The following is a 19,373-nucleotide window of genomic DNA, read 5'->3' as shown; positions in this document are numbered from 1 at the left end:
TAACCTGAAAGCTCCGCCAATGTTTTCAGGGAGACCACCATGCCCCTCACTCCATTCCACTTGGCCATCCAGGTCCGGGATATCGACGAGGCCCGTGAGTTCTACGGCAGGAAACTCGGCTTCCCGGAGGGCCGCAGCTCGGACCACTGGATCGATTTCAATGTGTTTGGCCATCAGGTGGTGACCCATCTGAACCCGGCTCTGGGCAAGGACGGCAGCGTGCAGGCGATCGCCAATCCGGTCGACGGCCACGGCGTGCCGGTACCGCATTTCGGTGTGGTGCTGACGTTCGAGGACTGGGAGCGGTTTGCGGAACAGACGCGCCAGGTGATCGACCGTTTCATCATCGAGCCCTACGTCCGCTTCCAGGGCCAACCCGGCGAACAGGGCACGCTGTTCTTTTCCGACCCCAGCGGCAACGCCCTGGAGTTCAAGGGCTTCCGGGACATCGACAGCGAACTGTTTGCCCGTTGATGCCGTATCCTGACGGGACACCCTTGACCACACGACCACGCCCGATCACAGGATCCCGCTCTCTTGCGCACCTACGCCGATAACGACTACCCCGCAAACCACAAGCCCGACTGGCGCGTAATCGCCGGTCTCTGGCCCTACCTGATGGAATTCCGGGGCCGGGTGATCCTGGCCGCCGGCTGCCTGGTGATTGCCAAGCTGGCGACGGTGGCCACGCCGATCGCACTGAAATACATCGTCGATTACCTGGACGCCAGCCGCTCCGGAAACACGGTACTGTGGATTCCGGTGGTGCTGGTGATCGGCTACGGCCTGCTGCGCTTCGGCGGCACCCTGTTCAACGAGGTGCGCGATGCGGTGTTTGCCCGGGTGGCGGAACGGGCCATGCGCCGGGTGTCCCTGAAGGTGTTCGAACACCTGCACGCCCGGGAACTGGCCTTCCACCTGGACCGCAAGACCGGCGGCCTGGCCCGGGACATGGAGCGAGGCAGCAGCGGTATCAGCTTCCTGCTGCGCTTCACCCTGTTCAACATCGTGCCGACCATCCTGGAGATTGTGATGGTGGCGGGCATCCTTCTGGTGGCGTTCCGACCGGCCTACGTGGTCGCCATCATCATTGCGGTGGTGGTCTACGTGGTGTTTTCCATCAAGGTGACCGAATGGCGGACCGGCTTCGTGCGCGAGTCCAACGCCCGGGACAACGCCTCCAACGCCCGCGCCATCGACAGCTTGCTCAACTACGAAACGGTCAAGTACTTCAACAACGAGACGTTCGAGGCACGAACCTACGACGAGGATCTGGAAGCCTGGGAACAGGCCCGGCTCAAGAACCGGTTATCCCTGGCCACCCTCAACGCCGGACAGGCCCTGATTATCGGCGTGGCGCTGATCGTGATCATGGGGATGGCCGTCGGCGATGTGGCCAGCGGCGCCATGACGTTGGGCGATTTCACGATGGTCAACGCCTACCTGATCCAGCTGTTTATTCCCCTCAACGCGCTGGGGTTTGTGTACCGGGAGATTCGTCAGGCACTGGTCAACGTGGAGCGTCTGTTCAGTCTGCTGGAGCAGGCGCCGACGGTGACCGACGCACCGGATGCCCAACCGCTGGCGCCCGATGGCGCGGAGGTTCGCTTCGAACACGTGGGCTTCGCCTATCGACCGGACCGCCCGATTCTGCGGGACATCGATTTCACGATTCCCGCGGGCCATCGCGTCGCGGTGGTGGGCGCCAGCGGTGCCGGCAAGTCGACCCTGGCGCGCCTGCTGTTCCGCTTTTTCGATGTGGACAGCGGCGCCATCACGATTGACGGCGAGGACATTCGCCACGTCACCCAGGACAGCCTGCGCCGGGCGATCGGCGTGGTGCCGCAGGACACGGTGCTGTTCAACGACACGCTCTACAGCAACCTCGCCTACGGCCGCCCCGGCGCGGATCGGGACGACGTCTACCGCGCGGCGCGGCTGGCGCACCTGGACCGGTTCATCGAGAGCCTGCCGGACGGTTACGAGACGCGGGTCGGCGAACGGGGTCTCAAGCTGTCCGGTGGCGAAAAACAGCGAGTGGCCATTGCCCGGGTGATCCTGAAGGATCCGCCGCTGCTGATCCTTGACGAAGCCACGTCGTCACTGGATTCACTCTCGGAACAGGCGATTCTCGGCGCCCTGGATGAGGTCAGCCGCAGCCGCACCACGCTGGTGATCGCCCATCGCCTCTCAACCATCCGCGACGCAGACACGATCCTGGTGATGGATCAGGGGGAGATTGTCGAGACGGGGAATCACGCGTCGCTGATCCGAGCCGGTGGGCTCTACAGTCGGCTCTGGCACCAGCAGCATGAGGATACGGAGACGGACCGCCCGTCCGCATCGATGGAAGCGGTCGGCCCGGCGCCCAACCGGTCTCAACCGAAGTAGTAGCGCAGCATCTGGGCGACGATGAGCAGCGCCATCAGCGGGAAGATCCACCGCCGGATGCGGCTGAAATCGCGCCCGTCACTGCGCGGCGCGTACTTCTCCACCAGCGGTACCAGGACGAACAGCGCGCCAAACAGCACCGCCAGGATAATCAGCAGGTTGGTCATGAAAACGGTCTCCCGTATTCGGGACGGTCAGGATCGGGCACAAACGTTGCCCTGCCCGATCCATTCCAACACGCCGCCCCACAGGGGTAAAGGCTTCCGAAGACGCCAGGTTGACCCGGCTTATTCGTTCAGCCAGGCAATGGCCTCTTCTTCGGTGTGGAAGAATTTCAGATCCCCGGAAATAAACCAGGCGGCGATCTTGGCCAGGTGATCGCGCCAGCGCTTGTCGCCAAACACCGCAATCTTGTCGAACTGGTTGCCGTGTTTCAGGCCCAGGTTGAAGTCGTCCCAGGCCGCGCGCAGCTCCCAGCCTTCCAGTTCGGTGGCGTCGAACAGCGCTTTGACGTGGGGTTTCTCCACCGCCGCCAGCGCCGAATCGATCATCGGCGTGATGGTCAGATAGTCTTCATGAGTGAGCTTACCCTGGGCCTTGAAGGACAGGAAGAACTGGTCCCCCACCCGATCGATGCCAATGGCCAGGCCGTGCCGTTTCATATCCATGGTGATGTCTCCCGTGCAGTCACGAATGAAAGAGCGATCTATTCGTTAGACTGACAGGATCATGAAAGGTGCGCCTTGATTCAGGACAGGTTCCGGCAGGATTGACGGACCGGCGGCACCAATACGGCGCGCCGGCCCCGGTCATCTCAGACCGTGAAGCGGCGGGTACTCGAGGACAGCCGGTCGGCGTATTCCGACAGGCGCTGGTTCTGGGTGCCCAGCTCGCTGCCGATGGACTGGGTTTCGCTGCTTTGCTGGCGGATCTCTTCCATCTTCTGGGCAATGTCGTCGGTGGTGGTGGAGATTTCTTCCACGGCGACCACCACTTGGTCCATTTCCGCATTCAGCGTCTGGATCGACTCGGTCACCGAGCCCATGGCACCGGCAATCTGGCCTGCACTTTCTTCGCTCTCCCGGGCCAACTTGAGCCCGTGCTGGGTGAGCGAATCCATGTTGGCGGTCTGCTTGTTGAGCTCGTCGATGATGCGGGTGATATTGTCCGTCGCCTCCACCGTCTTGCTGGCCAGGGTCCGGACTTCATCGGCCACCACCGAGAAGCCGCGCCCCGCCTCGCCGGCCCGGGCCGCTTCGATGGCCGCGTTCAGGGCCAGCAGGTTGGTCTGCTCCGCCAGCCCGTTGATCACGTCGATGATGCCGGTGACCTTGGTGCAGGACTGGTTCAGGCTCTGCACGCCGCTGTGGGTGTCCTGGATCAGGTTGGACAGGCGCTGCATGGCATTGACGCTCTCCTCCACGACCCGGGCGCCGGACTGGGCGGATTCGTTGGCTCTCTGGGTGGACACGCCCACCTGGGAGGTCCGCTCGGCCACGTCGGTCAGGGTGACAGAAATCTGCTGGCTCGCGGTAGCAGCCTGGACCGTCTGCGACTCCACCGCCTCGCTGTTTTGCGCCAGGCGCGCCATGCTCTTGTCCAGTTCGCCACGCACTTCGATCAGGTTGTTGGTGCTTTCGATAGAGTCCCGCATCAGCCGGCCGATGTTGTCGATCATCTGGTTGGTGGCAATGGCCAGCCGGTTGAACTCGTCCTTGTCATTGCGCCCCATCTCGAGCTTGCGGGTCAGGTCGCCGTCAGACACCCGCTGCAGCATCTCCACCACGCCCTGCAGCCGGTTGACCAGGGTGCGGGAGATAACGAACAGGATCAGCACCAGGATCGGCGCGACGATGGCGAGGACGCCAAGACCAACCGTCTTGGCCGACGACTCGGCAGAGGCCGCCCGCTTGATGGCGGCCGCAATCGGCCCGTTCCGGAGCGCGTCGTCCTGGCTCCGGATCGCCTCCTGCAACTGGTTGCCTGCGGCCGTGGCCGCCGTATCCGCGGCCGTAATCGCTTCCATTTTCGAGGCGGCCTTGTCGTATGCCTTGCGGTAGGCCGCGACCTTCTCGCCCACGACACCCTCCTGCCAGTCATACTGCTTGACCATAAACTCCAGCCGCTTGACCGCCTGCTCGGCGGGCTTGGCAAAGGACATATCGCGATCCGCGAAGTAGCCTTTCTGGGTCCGGGCGATTTCGGCAATGCTTTCGTCGAACAGGCTGAGTTGCAATCCCTTCAGGCCGGCGAAGGCCGCAGACAACGCCTTGCGTATACCGGTCTCGTCGTTGAGACCGAGATCCGAAACATTGTCGATCCAGTCCCGCCGCTGCGCCACGTAGGCGTCTGCGGCGCTGACAATCTGCCCGGCCGCACTGACAATGTCGTCATCTCCCAGCTTTTTGGCGCGGTTCCCGAGCGCTTGCGCATCGGCTTCGAAAGCCTCCAGTTCCCGCTTGGCGCCCGCCTGCTCCCCCTCCCTGAATGACGCCAGGTCCTTTTCGATCGAGTTCCAGTCCGTGAGCAGCTCACTGGCCTGGTTCTGGTAGCTGACCAGGTCATAGGTCATCCGGTAGGACGACGACACAGAGGTAATGCCCCAGTAGATGGCCGCGCCGACCGCCAGGAAACCAATCGGGTAACAACAATCAGGGCCAGGAATTTCTGGCGCCACGACAGACTGAGATTCACCGGTATTCTCCGTTCTTGTTTTGGGTCGACTCTGAAAAAATCCGCGGGCCATTGGCCACCCGACATGGTTCAGGGACGTATTCTGGGTGACTCAGTACAGAGCACCGTCGGATTCAGGTCAACAGAGTTGTGATCGATTTAACAATTCAATTCAGAGGATTTGCATTTTATTTTTGTAGGCAGTGCCACCATCCATGTTAAAACCGTTTAGTTTCCTATCGGCCGGTCCTGGCGTTACTTCAATCCGACTTTGCCCGGATCAACACAAACGCCAGTGGATCGCGTTACCCGGCCGGCTTTTGACGAACACCAAACACCCAGAGGTCCCATGAATCCAACCATTGAACTCCTGCAATCCCACCGCTCGATCCGCAAGTTCACCGGCGAGCGCATTCCCCGTGACCTGTTCGAAGCCTGCATCCGGGCCGGCCAGGGCGCCGCCACCTCCAACCACGTTCAGGCCTACACCATCATCCACGTGGTGAACCCGGAAAAACGCGCCAAGCTGGCCGAACTGGCGGGTGGCCAGGCCTATGTCCACGACAGTTCCGATTTCCTGGTGTTCTGCGCGGATATGAAGCGCCCTACGGAAGCCGCCGCGCGGGCGGGAGCCGATGTGATCCGGGGGATGACGGAGCAGTTTCTGGTGGCCAGCATCGACACGGCGCTGATGGCGCAGAATATCGCCATCGCCGCGGAATCGGCCGGGTTGGGTCTGTGCTACATCGGCGGCATCCGCGACAACCCGGCGGAGGTGAGCGAGCTGCTGGAACTGCCGGAACACGTGTATCCGGTGTTCGGCATGTGCCTGGGGTATCCGGACCAGGATCCCGAGGTCAAACCACGCCTGCCCCTGGCGTCCATCCTCAAGGAAGACACCTACCGGGACGAGGGCGACGAGGCACTGATTGCGGGATTCGACGAGACCATGCGGGGCTATTACCGTAACCGCACGGGCGGCACTCGGGACACCACCTGGTCGGAGCAGCTCAAGCCTCTGTTTACCGCCAAGCTGCGCCCCCATATGCAGGGCTTCCTGCGGGACAGGGGTTTTGGATTAAAGTAAGGCCGATGTTGAGGCAATGGCGTTCGCCGTTGCCTCAAACCAGATTGCCGAGCAACAGCCAACCGCCAACCACCGCCACCAGGGCGCCCACCCCTTTGGCCAGCCAGTCACCGCCGGGCAACACCTTCTCCAGCAGCACCAGCACGGTCAGTCCGGCGATCACCAGCAGATCCATGACACCGCCCACGAACAACAGGGCCATCAGGGCCCAGCAACAGCCCAGGCAGTAAGCGCCATGGGCCAGCCCCATGCGCAGTGCACCGGCGGTGCCCGGCCGCCAGTGGTGCATCACGAAGGCTGCCGGCCCGCGACAGTGGGCCAGGCAGGCCGTCTTCCAGGGCGACCACTGATAGAGCCCGGCAAGGATCAGGACCAGGCCGCTGAACAGCCCGCTCTGGCTGCGCATCGAGGGTGACAGGATGGCCCACTGCTCCAGGGCCCATTGTGACCCCGTGGCGATGACGCTGAAGCACAGCCAGACGATGATGTAGCCGGCTGCGAACAGCAGGGTTCCAAGGCCAATACGCGGTAACCGGTTGTGCAGGGCCACCCGTCGGTATAGAAGGATCATCGGCGTTGCGCTGGGCAGCATCATCGCCATCATCATGATGGACCACATCAGCCCCATGACCACGGCGTAGGCCGGCGTCCAGGGATGGAAGGTCAACATCCCGCCCATGGTCATGCCGGCGTCCATGCCCGCCGCCCTGTCGACCAGGTACCACCAGGACAACAGGACCACCAGCGCCAGGGCGGCCAGCGTCCATACAGAGGCCCGATCCAACCGGTGTGACAACGCCACCGGATCCGTCCGGAGCGGACTCATGACCGCCGCCGCTTAGCGGATCACGCCGGTGGGACCAATATCCAGCCGTGAGAAGTGGCTGTGACTGGCATCCAGTTCCAGTGGAATCCCCGCCCGGGCATTGGTACGCCCGCTGGCCACCTCGGCCACCGCATACTCGAAACCGTTGGGCAGGTCGATCCGCGCCCGGTGCTCTTGACCGGTGATCGGATTGATAATGGGTTGCCCTTCAGACTCAATCATGTCACCCACGCGCACCGTTGCCTTCCGCGCGTCGACATCACCGTCGATGTCGATGCGGCAGAACACCGGATCGTGCATGTGGGTCAGTGTGCTGGCAAAGACATTGAAGAAGGTGGCACCCGGTTCCGACGTCTCACCCGAGAGAATTGCCATCAAGGCGTCACGCTGGTCCTGGCTGGCACCCTCATCGATGAACACCTGGGCATCCCCATTGCCTTCGTGGATCGCACCGGGCCACTTGAAGGTGACCGCGAAATTCAGGTTGTCCAGGCGGGTCTCGCCGAAATGACCGTCGTCGATGTGGAAAGCACCGAAGGCTTTGCAGTCGCCGTGGGTCGGTCGCCCGTTGAACTGGCATGGACAACCGAAATCACAATTGCAGTTAATGTACTCGAATCCCCGTATGCGCCAATCCGTCTTATTCATAGTCGTTACCCCTATCTCTTCAGCAACGCCGCCTCTAAGACAAGACTAAACGCGCCCGGGCACCGGGAGCCAGCGCTGCCAACTCCCGGCTTAGACGAATGTGCAGCCAACAGTCTGCGGATAGACCGGACGATTATGACCTTGTCGACACCAGTCAGTGGAACAGCTGCCGACGAATGATTTCTTCGTCCTTGTCCACCAGGTTCTTGTCCAGACTCTGGCTAACCATCTGCTTCAGGGGCTTGCTCAACGAATGGCGCAGGACACCCAGGAAGTCCGGCGCCGCAACCAACACCAAGTGGTCGAACCGGCCCTGCTGACGCCCCTCTTCCAGCGTTTCAACAATATTGCTGGCAAAGGTTGCCTGTTCCTGGGCGCGATAGTTCGGCTCGTCCATGGGATGCTGGGCCTGTCCCATACGATCATTGGTGCGGCCCGGCTTATCGGCAACCAGTTCCTGTTCCTTCAGGCGGCTGTCTTCATGCTCGAGGCTGGTTATCTCAGCCGGCACGTTGTTGCGCTGCGTCGTGGCAAGGATGCGGGCATGGGCACTGTCCGCGACGACAATCCAGGTCTTTTCCATAAAGCCTCCTCGGCAAGCCGTTGGCCATGAATATCGTGATGGCCACGCCCCAGCGGCGGGTGCAGACCACCACTACCCTGAGCCTATCGCATCGGCGCCACGGGCTTAAAGGCCCCGACGCCCGGCCCTACCAGACCGTCACGTCGCCGCCATCTTTCGTACGGCCCCTCGCATCAATTTCGTTCAATACGCCCGTGGCCCGACCGGGCAGACTGCCCCTTCTTTATCCACGGAGCCTGCTATGACCCTGTCCCTGATCCTGCCGATGTCTGCCTTCGCCCTCGCCGCGTCCATCTCGCCGGGACCGGTGAACATCGTCTGCCTGAGCAGCGGCATGCGCTATCGCCTGCGGCGCGGACTGGTGTTCGTCACCGGTGCGACACTTGGTTTTATCGTGCTGTTCCTGGCGGTCGGAGCCGGCCTGCACTCCCTGTTGCTGCGCTATCCGGCGTTGAGCGACGGGCTGACCTGGGCGGGCATCGCCTTCCTGCTGTACCTGAGCTATCGACTGGCCCGAGACGATGGCCACCTGCCGGAAACAGGAGAGGCCCGTCCCCCCGGCTTCTGGACCGGCGCCGCCATGCAGTGGCTCAACCCCAAGGCCTGGCTGGCCTCGGCTTCCGGGATCAGTGCCTACACCAGCGGCTCGGCAAGCGGCGAGATCCTGCTGTTTGCCGGTCTCTACCTGCCGATCTGCTGGCTGTCGCTGGGGAGCTGGGTCTGCGCCGGGCGTTTCCTGCGCGAGCATGTACGCCGGCCGCGGGTGCTACAGGCCATCAATCGCAGCCTGGCGGCGCTACTTGCGGGAAGCTGCCTGGTCCTGTTGCTGGACTGACCTCGTGACGTACTGGCGGGGCGTTGCGGCGACCAGGCGCTTGAAGACCCGCTGGAAATGCGGCTGGTCGGCAAACCCGGCCATCAGGGCCGCATCGGCAATCGGCTGCCCGGCTTTCAGGGCCTGCTGGCCGAGCCGGATGCGCTGATTGATCTGGTAGGCGTGCGGCGTGAGACCGAAATATTGCCGGAACGAACGGATCAAATGCCCGGCCGTGCAGCCGGCCTGCTCACACAACTGCTCCAGTGCGATCTCGTCGGCGCAGTGGTCGTCGATGTAGACGGCCACCTCCCGTAAACGACCCGGCGGTGCGGGAGATTGACCCGCCACCGCGACACCGGACGGACTCTCGGCGAGGGCCAGCATGACGCTGGACAACAGACTGACCACCCGTGACTGCTTTTCCAGCAGCGTCGCCCCGGGTTCCAACAGGCACGCCGCCATGGCCCGATACCCTTCATACAGGACGGGATCGCGCGAGGCCGACACCTGCAGATCCACCCATGCGGAAGAGGCCAGCAGGCCCAGTTCATGGCGCAATGCCGCCAGCCAGTCCCTGTCCACATACAGCATCAGGTAGGCCCAGGGCTGATCGGCAATCGGGTTGCAGGCGTGCACCCATTCCGGGTTCATGAACACCAGGGTGCCTTCGGAGATTGTTTCCAACCGGGTCGCGTAGTCGAAGGTACTCTGGCCACCGGTGATGGCGCCCATCGACCACTGGGCATGGGAATGCGGCGCATAGCAGACCTGGCGACCGTCCTCGACGCAACGCAGCTCCACATGGGGCATACGCTCGTCCCGCCAGAAAATGGGTTGGGCAGCCGTCTTTTGACTCATGGCAGAATCCTTTCGGTGGACCCCGCGGGTCCCGGAATTCAAAACGTAACACATCTACGACAAAGGGGAGGATTTCCCTGCGCGCTCAACACGCTATCATATCGGCAATACATGCTATCGCTGGATCAACAAGAACGTCGGATAATGAGACGCGACATTCACACCCCCCTGGCTGTGCTGGCCTTCCTGTTGCTCATTGTGGCCGCGCCCCTGCGGGCGGACGGCATCAAGCGCATTGTCCATCCGGACGGGTCAGTGGAATTCACCAACGTCAAAAGCGGCCGCAACGACCGGCGGGCTTCCTCCGGTGACCAGGTCGTCTACCGCTACAAGGACGAAAACGGCGTGGTGGCCTATACCGAAGAACGCCCCAGGAACGCCGACGTCCACGTCATCCACTTCTACTGCTATGCCTGCGATCCGAATTCCACCGTCGACTGGCACACCACGCCGCTGTATCGCTCACCCTATCGCACGGAAATCCGCGAGGCGGCATCGACATACGGTGTCGATCCATCGCTGGTACGGGCGGTCATCCACGCCGAGTCCGCCTTCCGCCCGGATGCCGTCTCCCCGCGTGGCGCCCAGGGGCTGATGCAGCTGATGCCGGCCACCGCCCGGGAGCTGGGTGTCGGCAATGCCCTGGCCGCGGCCGACAACATTCGCGGCGGGGTTCACTACCTCGCGGAAATGCTCAAGCGATTCAATGGCGACGTGCGCCTGGCGACGGCCGCCTATAACGCCGGCCCCGGGGCCGTCACCCGTTACGACGGCATACCGCCCTACGCCGAAACCCAGGCCTACGTGAAGCGGGTCGGAATCCTGCGGGACCGCTACGCCACCAGCCCCTGATGCCCATCTGACATCAACGCCCCGGGGCCGCAGCGGCGTCCTGCCCTCGCTTCGCTTGTGGAGCCGGTTTTCCAGTCGCCCGCGCCACGGTGCGGGCGGTGCGCTCAAACGTCAGGGCCAGGCGCTCGAACATGCCTTCGATGATGGCCGTCTGCTGATTGGGTTCAGCGGCCTCTTCAATGGCACGCAGCAGGTTGGCACTGGCTTCCCTGAACTGCGGATGGAACTGGCCCTTCGAGCTCTTCAGGTAGGTTTTCGACAACGCCTTCTGCCATTCCCGCAGGCGCAGGTTGACCGATGCGGAACGGTGACTCTGGATCAGCCGGCGCAGGCGGATGGACACGTGCCCCAGATTCAGTCCGGTGAAGCCCAGGTCGGTCATGTAGCGGTCGCTGGTGCCGGTGCCCTGGTCGAAATTGGCGATCCGCAGCAGGCGTTCCCCCATCCGGCCGTTGAACCAGTTCTCCGGATGTTGGTGATTGTCGATGTCCAACAGATCCCTAGCGGTGGCGTGGATCAGGCGACGTTGCAGCAACTGGCTGTCCGGCGGCGAGATGAGCTTGAACACCCAGTACAGCACGCTAATACCGACAAACAGCCCCAGCGCGGTACTGACGGCGGTATCCGCGCTGAAGGTCATGTTGTTGCTGGGTTGGGTGATGATGGTAAACGGAATGCAGAAACCCAGCCCGTAAGGCAGCGTGGGCCGGCTCGCCAATACCAACAGGCCGACGAAGTAGGGCCCGGCCAGGACCAGCACCAGCATCTCGAAGTCGCCGCTGCTGTGGGACAACAGGCCCAGACCGAACAGCAGTGCCACGGGAATCGACACCATGGTGCCGATCAGTACCCGCGGCAGGATGACGGACAGGGCAACGAGCGAGAAACGCGAGAACATCACGGAGAAGACAACCGGCATGATCATCAGCATGATTGCGGCCTGGCTGGCCGTCTGTACCCAGACGATGGCCCCGATCAGGAACACCGCAGCCGTCCGCAACCCGTTGACGGCGCCCACCAGCGGATCGCGGTGGGTCTTCAGGCGCGGCGCATTGAGCAGTGTCTGGTCGCGATTCTCCAGCGCATTGTAGGCGCGCAGTACCACCACCAGATCGCCCACCATCTCCAGCGCCGTCTGGCTGAGGCGTGAGACGATGGCCTCCTCCCCTTCCTGCTGGTCACGCAGCTGCTTAAGCTGGCGGCGTAGTTGCTGGGCCAGGCGATAGCCCTCTTCGTAACTGTCGGTCTCGGCGATTTGCGTGAGCTGCCGGCGCATGAGCGCGAGCAGCTCGGCAAAGGCGGGCGAGACCAGTTCGGCATGGTTGCGCCGGAATCGACCGATAATCTGCGTCACCGCCAGCAGCGACAGGATGCGGTTGCACAACAGGCTCGCGGCCCGGCCCCGCCCCGGTCCTTCGGGGCCTTCGTACGCCACGGCGCTGGAATCGTCGTTCACCGCCACCAGGGTTTCCAGGATCTGGTCGGCATGCTTGTGGCGCTGCTCGTGGGAGCTGTCCGGATCCAGCTCCACGGTGATGTATTCCAGCGTGTCGTTGATGGCCGATCGGGCCTGGGCGCGCAGGCTGTCCTTGACCTTCACCGGCCACAGCAGCTGGCTGACCAGCATGGCGCAGATGGCCCCCACGGTAATCTCGCTGATACGGGCCTGGGCGATGGCAAACACCACTTGGCTGTCGGCGGCACTGGCATTGGCCATCACCAGCACGACCACCAGGCCGGCGGTCATGCCCGCCATGGCAAAGGCATAGATGTAGTTGATGCTGTGGACCATGGAGGCCGCGGCCGAATTGAGCCCGATCCATACGGTTAGACACCCCAGCGCCAGTACCGGATAGCCCGACAGGAACGCCAGGATCAGGATACCGACTCCACCTCCGGCCGCCGACCCGACGATCTGGCAGATGGCCTTCTCGATCACCAGGCCGCTCTCCGGCCGGATCTGCAGGAACACCGCCGAGACCAGCGCCCAGTACGGCCGGTCCAGTTGCAGGTACATGGACACAAACAGCGCCAGGGCCATCGAGATCACCCCTTTCAGGGCAAAGATGACCGCACGCCGCTCCGGCATCAGCAACTGGGCGAGGGCGGGATGCAGCGCCATGGGCCAGGCCCCTACTGGTCGTCGCCGAGGTAGATGGAGACGGTCATCCCGGCGCTGATATTGACGTCGTCCGGCACCGGGTCCAGGGCGATATCGACCGGGATGCGCTGGGCCAGCCGCACCCAGTTGAACGCCTGTTGAACCTGCGGCAGCAGTTGATTGTTGCTGCTGGTGTTGCTGTCGGCAATGCCCCTGGCAATGCTGGTCACGGTACCGGTCAGGGTCTGCCCGCCACCCATCAGCCTGATCCGGGCCGCCTGGCCGGGGTGTACCCGTTGCAGCTTGGTTTCCTCGAAGTAGCCGGTCACGTAGAAGGAGCCCGTCTTGATCAGCGAGAGCACAGAATTGCCCCGGGGCACGTAGTTGCCTTCCCGCAGGCCCAGGTTGCTGATGGTGCCGTCATCCGGCGCCACCACTTCGGTGCGTTCAAGGTCGATCTGGGCGGCATACAGCTGGGCCTGGGCCAGGTCATAGGCCGCCTTGGCGGACTCCGACTTGATGCGGTAGGTGTCCAGATCCTCTTCGCTGATGGCCTGACGCCCGGACAGCTGCTGACGCCGCTTGTACTGGTGTTTGGCCAGTTCCCAGGCAATCCGCTTCTGATCCACTCTGGCCTTGGCTTCGGCGATGGCAGCCTTGTAGCGCGTGTTGTCGATGCTGAACAGCACATCGCCTTTGTTGACAGCCTGATGGTTGCCGACGGCCAGGTCCGTGACCCAGCCGGACACATCCGGCGCAATGGTGATGACGTCCGCCCGAATCCGGCCGTCACGGGTCCAGGGTGAATACAGATAGTGGTTCCAGACCCAGGTGCCGGCGGCGATAGCCACGGCGACCACCAGAAGGGTCGTCCCTACACGTAACAGCTTTCCCATGTGTCAGGTCCATTTTCCGTACAGAAAGACAACCGCCGCCAGGAAACAGACAAAAAGCCCGACGTCGAACCACGCTTCCTTCCAGATCAGCCGACGCAGGTCCAACTGGTGAAGAACCAGGCGCGTGACGAGCGTCAGCGCAAAGGCGATGGGCGCAAACACCACCAGTGGACTGAACAGCATTCCGCCAAAACCCAGTTCATGCAGCATGGGCACCGGATCTCCATGGTTACCGGAAGAAAGTCAGAGTGAATCGTCCGAAACGCACTCCCGGCGATCGGAACTCCCCTGGAAGGATAGTCAAATCAAACGCATCCCGGGGATTGGATACGATAATGATCCGATTCTGGAGGTTATCACGGCAGGATTCCAGTCATCGACCGGGGCAGCCGGTCCGTGATTTCCAGCATCGACCTGGTTGCCGCCTCTCCATGGCCGGCGTCCACCATCCTGTGGCAAGCCCCCATACCCTAATCGGCGCAGGCCGGTTAAGGTAGGCCAATACGGATCGGCGACCGACTGCCCGGGAACGGGTCGCCGATCCGCGCTGTGTATGACCTGGAGTACTCATGACAGACAACGACGAACCGGTGGTCCTGCTGGACAGCCAGCACCGACCGATCGGGACCGCGCCCAAGGCCACGGTCCATACCACCGACACGCCGCTGCACCTCGCCTTCTCCAGTTACCTGCTCAACGACGAAGGTGAGCTCTTACTGACCCGCCGTGCCCTGAGCAAAGTGGCCTGGCCCGGCGTCTGGACCAATTCCGCCTGCGGTCACCCGCTGCCCGACGAGGCGCCCGCCGATGCCGCAAGACGGCGCTGCAGGTACGAGTTGGGAGTTGAAATCCACGACGTCACGCTCCTGCTGCCGGACTTCGCCTACCGGGCCCAGGACGCCTCCGGCATTGTGGAAAACGAGTTTTGCCCGGTGTTTTCGGCCCGCTGCGCCGGCGATCTCCACCTGCGGCCCAGCGAGGTGATGGACAGCCGCTGGGTAAGCTCGGGGGATCTGCTCACTGCCGTTGCCGCAACCCCCTGGGCATTCAGCCCGTGGATGGTTGCCCAATTGCAGCGCCTGCAGGCCGAAGGCATTACCGAAAGCTGGCCAGGCCTCGCCTGATGTTGCTGGTCCGATGGCCAGGACGCGCAGGATTTCGACGAAGAGGGTCAGTCCGACGCTTTCAGGGAGTCCGCTGAATCCTTCTGCTTCGCGACGGGATGTCCGGGCAACCCCGCCGTGAGGCGTTCCAGGTCTTCGGTTTCCAGGGTCTCGTGGGCCAACAGCTCCTTCGCACAGGTCTCCAGCATGGTCCGGTGATCGGCTAAGGCCTGGTAGGTACGCTCGAACACGCTCTGGATGATCTCGCGAACGGCCTCGTCGATGGCTTCCGCGCTGTGCTCGCTGAACGGTCGCTCACCGGAGGCGCCATACTGGCCGAGCAGGTTGGGTCGTTCCGTATCGTAGGTGACGTAGCCCAGGTTTTCGTCCATGCCATAACGGGCCACCATGCTGCGGGCAATGTCGGTGGCCTTGGCAAGATCGTCGGCCGCACCGGTGGACAAGTGCTCGAAGATCAGTTTTTCAGCGGCGCGACCACCCAGCAAGACGGCAATCTTGTTCTCCAGCTCTTCCCGGGTCATCAGGAAGCGGTCTTCAGTGGGCCGTTGCAGGGTGTAGCCCAGGGCACCAATGCCACGCGGGATAATCGAAACCTTGTGAACCGGGTCGACACCCGGCAGCATCAACGCCATCAGGGCGTGGCCCATTTCATGGTGGGCGACAATGGCCCGCTCCCGCGCATTGAGGATGCGGTTCTTTTTCTCCAGTCCGGCCACAATCCTTTCGATAGCCTGGGTGAAGTCTTCCATGGTGACCTGCGTGGCCCGGCGACGCGTTGCCAGCAGAGCCGCCTCGTTGACCAGGTTGGCCAGGTCCGCGCCGGTAAAGCCCGTGGTCAGGGCCGCCACCTGCTCCAGCGACACCAGCGGATCCAGCAGGATTTTCTTGGCATGGACTTTCAGGATCTGCACCCGGCCGCGCTTGTCCGGCCGGTCCACCAGTACCTGCCGATCGAAGCGCCCCGCCCGCAGCAGCGCCGGATCGAGAATCTCCGGCCGGTTGGTGGCCGCCAGCAGCACCAGGCCCTCGCTGGGGTCGAAGCCGTCCAGCTCCACCAGCAACTGGTTAAGGGTCTGCTCCCGCTCGTCGTGGCCACCGCCGGGGTTAAAGGCCCCGCGCGCCCGGCCGAGGGCATCCAGTTCATCGATAAAGATAATGGCCGGTGCTTTCTGGCGCGCCTGCTCGAACAGGTCGCGAACCCGGGCGGCGCCGACACCCACGAACATCTCGACAAATTCCGAACCGCTGATGGAGAAGAACGGCACCGCTGCCTCGCCGGCGACGGCGCGGGCCAGCAACGTCTTGCCGGTGCCCGGCGGACCAACCAGCAGGACTCCTTTGGGAATATGGGCGCCCAGACTGCCGTAGCGTTTGGGGTCCTTGAGGAATTCGATGATTTCCTGCAATTCCTCCTTGGCTTCATCCACGCCGGCCACATCGTCGAAGCCGACACGCGTGTCGGTTTCCACATAGATCTTGGCGCGACTCTTACCCACCTGCATGAAGCTGCCCATACCGCCACCACCGGCGCCTCCCGCCAGGCGTCGAATCACGAACAGCCAAACTCCGAGGAACAGGGCCATCGGCAGTAGCCAGGAGAGAACCTGGGTAAACCAGGTCTGGTCCCGGGTGGCGCTGTACTCGACACCCGCCTTCTCGAGATCGGCGCGCAAATCCGACGGTACGGGAATCGTCGTGAACTTCGAGGCGCCTTCCTGGGGGGACTTGTACTCTCCGCGGATACGATCACCGCCGACCACCACGCTCGCAACCTGACCGTCCGCCAGCGCCTGCTGGAACTCGCTGTAGGGAATCGTCCGGACGTCGCTGCTTCCCTGCAAGTAGTCCCTCAGGAACAACATCGCGAACAGGAATGCCAGCGCGTACCAGAGATAGGGCTGATTTCTGGGAGGTGAAGGTAGAGTCGCCATAGGTTCAACGATAGAACGACCGGCAGCTCACCAGTATGACCTGAATCAAGCAAATGACAGGTCAGGCCGGGGCTGCCCCTGCCCCCACATCACGTGTGAGCGGCGATGGCACTCACCCCAAGGGAAACCCCTGCACCGTCTCCCGGAAGCCGGCCAGCGCATCGCCGGCGCCAGGGCGTTCATGCTGTGCTCAACCGCACGGCGTCGCCAGGCGCCGAGGTTCATGCCGTGGCACGCGACAGACGACCGCCAACTGACGCCTTTTTCCGGCACAGCCGTCACTTTCGTAAATCCTTAACCATCCTGTCATTTATCGTCGATAACCTCCCTACTCGGATGACAGGGCATAACCGCCCGACGCCTGGATAAAACCTGATGGGGAAATAAACGCATGAGCAAGGAAATCGAAACCCACGAACTCTTGAACCAGAGCACCAACGAGCCCTTCTCGTCGGTGCTGGACCGCCGCCTGAAGCGCAGGGATGTGATGCGTGGCAGCCTCCAGATTGCCGCAGCCACCATGCTGGGCGGCTTTGGCCTGAGCCTGGCCGGCTGCAGCGACGATGATGATGACAACGACGGGTCCACCAAACAGCCGCTAACCCTCGGGTTTGACGCCATCCTCGGCTCCAAGACGGACGCCATCGTCGTACCGCCCGGCTACACCGCCCAGATCCTGATTCCCTGGGGCACCGCACTGAACGACAGCATCAGCGGCTGGAGCGAGTCGCTGGCCTTTACACCAACCATCCAGGAAAACAGCGTCGGCATGCACCACGACGGCATGTACCACTTCCCGCTGGCTGAAGACACCGCCTCCAGCAATTTTATCCTGGCGTTGAACAACGAATACATCGATCAGGCCGCGCTGTGGGAACCGCAAGGCGGCCCGACCACCACCAGCCCACGCCCGGCCGATGAAGTACGTACCGAGATCAACGCGCACGGCGTCACGCTGGTTGAAGTCAAGAAAGCCTCTGACGGCAGCTGGAGCCACGTTGAGAACTCGCCCTACAACCGTCGCATCACGTCGGCCACCGAAATCGGCCTGGCCGGCCCGGTCGCCGGCAGCGATTACGTCATCACCAAGTACTCAACGGACGGCACCAAAACCCGCGGCACCAACAACAACTGTGCAGCCGGCTACACCCCGTGGGGCACCTACCTGACCTGTGAGGAAAACTGGCCGGGTTACTTCGTCAAGACCGCCAGCCGTTACAACGATGACGATCGACTGGGGATCGAGTCCAGCGGCGGTCGCTACGGCTGGGAAACCGCGGCCGGTGACGGCTCCGAAGTCAATGACGAGTTCGGCCGCTTTGACGCCACGCCCTCAGGCGCCACCGCTGCAGACGATTACCGCAACGAGCCGCGCACCTTCGGCTACATCGTCGAGATCGACCCGTACACCGGCGAAGCGATGAAGCGCACTCACCTGGGCCGTTTCCGCCACGAAGGCTGCTGGCCGGGTAAACTGGTGGAAGGCGAGCCGGTGGTGTTCTACTCCAGTCACGACTCCCGCAACGAATACATCTACAAGTTTGTTTCCGATGCCGTCTGGAGCGCGTCGGATGCCAACAATGTCGGCGGCACCTATGACCGCATGGCCATCGGCAGCAAGTACATGGACGAAGGGACCCTGTACGTGGCCAAGTTCAATGCCGACGGCACGGGCGAATGGCTGCCACTGACACCGGACGCGGAAACCCCGGCCGGTGGCACCCTGGCTGCGGCCCTGGGCCTGGCCGCCGATGACCTGGCCGGCGTGATCATTAATACCTGTGACGCGGCCGATATCATGGGCGCGACCCCGATGGACCGTCCGGAATGGGGCGCGGTTGATCCGGCCAGCGGCGATGTGTACATGACGCTGACCAACAACTCCAAGCGTACCGCTGAGGGCGTTGCCGCCACTTACACAAACAGCGGCACAGACATCGATGACCTGGGTGTTGGCTATGCCACCGCACCGGTCAACGCCCCCAACCCGCGCGCCGACAACGAAAACGGCCAGATCATCCGCTGGCAGGAAGGCACCGCCTCCTCGACCACGTTTGAGTGGGAAATTTTCGTCTTCGGTGGTGCCGTGACCGGCAACGACAATCCGTCAGGCCTGACCGAACTGAACCAGTTCGCCAGCCCGGATGGCCTGTTCTACGACCAGCGTGATGGTGAAGAGGGTATCCTCTGGGTCGAGACCGACAATGGCGGCAACGCCGTGGCAGACTACACCAACGACCAGCTGCTGGCCGTCGTGCCCTCGTCGGTCTCCGGCAACAGCAACAGCCCATCGGTCGTCGATCAGCAGGATCAGAGCAACCTCAAGCGCTTTGCGGTGGGTCCGAATGGCTGCGAGATCACCGGTATCTTCACCACACCGGACAAGACCGCACTGTTCATCAACGTGCAGCACCCGGGCAACTGGCCGTCCAGTAGCGATGCGACTGCCGTCACTTCCGGCACCGTTCGACCGCGGGCATCCACGGTCGTGATCCAGAAAGCCGATGGCGGCCAGGTGGGCGTGTAAGCCGACTGCCACACGCTGAAATGAGAAAACCGGGGCCTCGGCTCCGGTTTTTTTGTGCC

The 19,373-nt window shown here is 62.9% G+C and carries 18 protein-coding genes; 7 read left to right on the top strand and 11 right to left on the bottom strand.

All coding sequences use genetic code 11. The annotated features are described in order from the left end of the window. Nucleotides 1–39 precede the first annotated feature (39 nt). The gene (locus EZI54_RS06660; protein ID WP_131480266.1) at nucleotides 40–474 is read left to right on the top strand and encodes a VOC family protein; all 435 of its coding nucleotides are present in this window, start codon (nucleotides 40–42) and stop codon (nucleotides 472–474) included. Between the two features lie 63 nt (nucleotides 475–537). Continuing rightward, entirely contained in the window at nucleotides 538–2,391 is a 1,854-nt protein-coding gene (locus EZI54_RS06655) for an ABCB family ABC transporter ATP-binding protein/permease (RefSeq protein ID WP_131480264.1), read from the top strand. Here EZI54_RS06655 and EZI54_RS06650 read toward each other — a convergent pair. The 3 genes from EZI54_RS06650 to EZI54_RS06640 all read right to left on the bottom strand — a co-directional run bounded on the left by EZI54_RS06650 (nucleotide 2,379) and on the right by EZI54_RS06640 (nucleotide 4,981). Beyond that, nucleotides 2,379–2,558, bottom strand: coding sequence for a hypothetical protein (locus tag EZI54_RS06650; RefSeq protein WP_123635657.1), 180 nt, complete (start codon nucleotides 2,556–2,558; stop codon nucleotides 2,379–2,381). The genes EZI54_RS06655 and EZI54_RS06650 overlap by 13 nt on opposite strands. Before the next feature lie 120 nt (nucleotides 2,559–2,678). After that, entirely contained in the window at nucleotides 2,679–3,059 is a 381-nt protein-coding gene (locus EZI54_RS06645) for a SpoIIAA family protein (RefSeq protein WP_131480262.1), read from the bottom strand. A 146-nt stretch (nucleotides 3,060–3,205) separates the two neighbouring features. Continuing rightward, nucleotides 3,206–4,981 (bottom strand): methyl-accepting chemotaxis protein, encoded by a 1,776-nt coding sequence (locus EZI54_RS06640; protein ID WP_242674365.1) that lies wholly within the window; start codon nucleotides 4,979–4,981, stop codon nucleotides 3,206–3,208. A 432-nt stretch (nucleotides 4,982–5,413) separates the two neighbouring features. Between EZI54_RS06640 and nfsA the strand changes: the two genes are divergently transcribed. Continuing rightward, nucleotides 5,414–6,151 (top strand): oxygen-insensitive NADPH nitroreductase, encoded by a 738-nt coding sequence (gene nfsA / locus EZI54_RS06635; RefSeq protein ID WP_131480260.1) that lies wholly within the window; start codon nucleotides 5,414–5,416, stop codon nucleotides 6,149–6,151. A gap of 34 nt (nucleotides 6,152–6,185) precedes the next feature. On the opposite strand, the gene EZI54_RS06630 is transcribed toward nfsA, so the two are convergent. The 3 genes from EZI54_RS06630 to EZI54_RS06620 all read right to left on the bottom strand — a co-directional run bounded on the left by EZI54_RS06630 (nucleotide 6,186) and on the right by EZI54_RS06620 (nucleotide 8,208). After that, complete coding sequence (locus tag EZI54_RS06630; RefSeq protein WP_131480258.1) at nucleotides 6,186–6,977, bottom strand: DUF2182 domain-containing protein; 792 nt, start codon at nucleotides 6,975–6,977, stop codon at nucleotides 6,186–6,188. Between the two features lie 12 nt (nucleotides 6,978–6,989). Continuing rightward, the gene (locus tag EZI54_RS06625; RefSeq protein WP_131480256.1) at nucleotides 6,990–7,625 is read right to left on the bottom strand and encodes a DUF1326 domain-containing protein; all 636 of its coding nucleotides are present in this window, start codon (nucleotides 7,623–7,625) and stop codon (nucleotides 6,990–6,992) included. Nucleotides 7,626–7,779: 154 nt separating this feature from the next. Continuing rightward, nucleotides 7,780–8,208 carry a host attachment protein gene (locus tag EZI54_RS06620; protein WP_131480254.1) on the bottom strand — a complete coding sequence of 143 codons (429 nt, stop codon included), beginning with the start codon at nucleotides 8,206–8,208 and terminating at the stop codon, nucleotides 7,780–7,782. A 247-nt stretch (nucleotides 8,209–8,455) separates the two neighbouring features. On the opposite strand from EZI54_RS06620, the gene EZI54_RS06615 reads away from it, so the two are divergent. Next, complete coding sequence (locus EZI54_RS06615; protein ID WP_131480314.1) at nucleotides 8,456–9,043, top strand: LysE family translocator; 588 nt, start codon at nucleotides 8,456–8,458, stop codon at nucleotides 9,041–9,043. On the opposite strand, the gene EZI54_RS06610 is transcribed toward EZI54_RS06615, so the two are convergent. After that, a complete protein-coding gene (locus EZI54_RS06610) occupies nucleotides 9,005–9,883 on the bottom strand; it encodes an AraC family transcriptional regulator (RefSeq protein WP_131480252.1) in 879 nt (292 codons plus the stop codon). The two genes, EZI54_RS06615 and EZI54_RS06610, sit on opposite strands and share 39 nt — an antisense overlap. A 144-nt stretch (nucleotides 9,884–10,027) precedes the next feature. Here EZI54_RS06610 and EZI54_RS06605 point away from each other — a divergent pair, with 144 nt between their 5' ends. Next, nucleotides 10,028–10,735 carry a lytic transglycosylase domain-containing protein gene (locus tag EZI54_RS06605; RefSeq protein ID WP_131480250.1) on the top strand — a complete coding sequence of 236 codons (708 nt, stop codon included), beginning with the start codon at nucleotides 10,028–10,030 and terminating at the stop codon, nucleotides 10,733–10,735. Between the two features lie 13 nt (nucleotides 10,736–10,748). Here the strand turns inward: EZI54_RS06605 and EZI54_RS06600 are convergent, their stop codons facing one another. The 3 genes from EZI54_RS06600 to EZI54_RS06590 are packed head-to-tail and all read right to left on the bottom strand — an operon-like array spanning nucleotide 10,749 to nucleotide 13,942. Next, nucleotides 10,749–12,857 (bottom strand): FUSC family protein, encoded by a 2,109-nt coding sequence (locus tag EZI54_RS06600; RefSeq protein ID WP_131480248.1) that lies wholly within the window; start codon nucleotides 12,855–12,857, stop codon nucleotides 10,749–10,751. Between the two features lie 11 nt (nucleotides 12,858–12,868). Beyond that, on the bottom strand, nucleotides 12,869–13,732 hold the full coding sequence (locus EZI54_RS06595; RefSeq protein WP_131480246.1) for an efflux RND transporter periplasmic adaptor subunit: 864 nt from the start codon (nucleotides 13,730–13,732) through the stop codon (nucleotides 12,869–12,871). Between the two features lie 3 nt (nucleotides 13,733–13,735). Further along, a complete protein-coding gene (locus tag EZI54_RS06590; protein WP_131480244.1) occupies nucleotides 13,736–13,942 on the bottom strand; it encodes a DUF1656 domain-containing protein in 207 nt (68 codons plus the stop codon). Between the two features lie 359 nt (nucleotides 13,943–14,301). On the opposite strand from EZI54_RS06590, the gene idi reads away from it, so the two are divergent. After that, nucleotides 14,302–14,856: an isopentenyl-diphosphate Delta-isomerase gene (gene idi / locus EZI54_RS06585; protein ID WP_131480242.1), complete on the top strand. Its 555-nt coding sequence runs from the start codon at nucleotides 14,302–14,304 to the stop codon at nucleotides 14,854–14,856. Nucleotides 14,857–14,903: 47 nt separating this feature from the next. On the opposite strand, the gene ftsH is transcribed toward idi, so the two are convergent. Continuing rightward, nucleotides 14,904–16,787 (bottom strand): ATP-dependent zinc metalloprotease FtsH, encoded by a 1,884-nt coding sequence (gene ftsH, locus EZI54_RS06580; RefSeq protein ID WP_131480241.1) that lies wholly within the window; start codon nucleotides 16,785–16,787, stop codon nucleotides 14,904–14,906. 391 nt (nucleotides 16,788–17,178) lie between these two features. On the opposite strand from ftsH, the gene EZI54_RS06575 reads away from it, so the two are divergent. Continuing rightward, entirely contained in the window at nucleotides 17,179–19,314 is a 2,136-nt protein-coding gene (locus EZI54_RS06575; RefSeq protein WP_131480239.1) for a PhoX family protein, read from the top strand. Nucleotides 19,315–19,373 lie beyond the last annotated feature (59 nt).

This window comes from Marinobacter halodurans (assembly GCF_004327985.1).
GTDB lineage: Bacteria > Pseudomonadota > Gammaproteobacteria > Pseudomonadales > Oleiphilaceae > Marinobacter_A > Marinobacter_A halodurans.
Note: the sequence above shows the minus strand (reverse complement) of the source record. Positions and strands in the feature narration are given on the sequence as shown.

What these genes read in the sequence shown, in the direction of transcription:
- EZI54_RS06660 (WP_131480266.1), top strand. Translation starts at nt 40, where the DNA reads ATGCCCCTCACTCCATTCCACTTGGCCATCCAGGTCCGGGATATCGAC.
- EZI54_RS06650 (WP_123635657.1), bottom strand. Translation starts at nt 2,558, where the DNA reads ATGACCAACCTGCTGATTATCCTGGCGGTGCTGTTTGGCGCGCTGTTC.
- EZI54_RS06645 (WP_131480262.1), bottom strand. Translation starts at nt 3,059, where the DNA reads ATGGATATGAAACGGCACGGCCTGGCCATTGGCATCGATCGGGTGGGG.
- nfsA (WP_131480260.1), top strand. Translation starts at nt 5,414, where the DNA reads ATGAATCCAACCATTGAACTCCTGCAATCCCACCGCTCGATCCGCAAG.
- EZI54_RS06630 (WP_131480258.1), bottom strand. Translation starts at nt 6,977, where the DNA reads ATGAGTCCGCTCCGGACGGATCCGGTGGCGTTGTCACACCGGTTGGAT.
- EZI54_RS06625 (WP_131480256.1), bottom strand. Translation starts at nt 7,625, where the DNA reads ATGAATAAGACGGATTGGCGCATACGGGGATTCGAGTACATTAACTGC.
- EZI54_RS06620 (WP_131480254.1), bottom strand. Translation starts at nt 8,208, where the DNA reads ATGGAAAAGACCTGGATTGTCGTCGCGGACAGTGCCCATGCCCGCATC.
- EZI54_RS06610 (WP_131480252.1), bottom strand. Translation starts at nt 9,883, where the DNA reads ATGAGTCAAAAGACGGCTGCCCAACCCATTTTCTGGCGGGACGAGCGT.
- EZI54_RS06605 (WP_131480250.1), top strand. Translation starts at nt 10,028, where the DNA reads ATGAGACGCGACATTCACACCCCCCTGGCTGTGCTGGCCTTCCTGTTG.
- EZI54_RS06600 (WP_131480248.1), bottom strand. Translation starts at nt 12,857, where the DNA reads ATGGCGCTGCATCCCGCCCTCGCCCAGTTGCTGATGCCGGAGCGGCGT.
- EZI54_RS06595 (WP_131480246.1), bottom strand. Translation starts at nt 13,732, where the DNA reads ATGGGAAAGCTGTTACGTGTAGGGACGACCCTTCTGGTGGTCGCCGTG.
- EZI54_RS06590 (WP_131480244.1), bottom strand. Translation starts at nt 13,942, where the DNA reads ATGCTGCATGAACTGGGTTTTGGCGGAATGCTGTTCAGTCCACTGGTG.
- idi (WP_131480242.1), top strand. Translation starts at nt 14,302, where the DNA reads ATGACAGACAACGACGAACCGGTGGTCCTGCTGGACAGCCAGCACCGA.
- ftsH (WP_131480241.1), bottom strand. Translation starts at nt 16,787, where the DNA reads ATGGCGACTCTACCTTCACCTCCCAGAAATCAGCCCTATCTCTGGTAC.
- EZI54_RS06575 (WP_131480239.1), top strand. Translation starts at nt 17,179, where the DNA reads ATGAGCAAGGAAATCGAAACCCACGAACTCTTGAACCAGAGCACCAAC.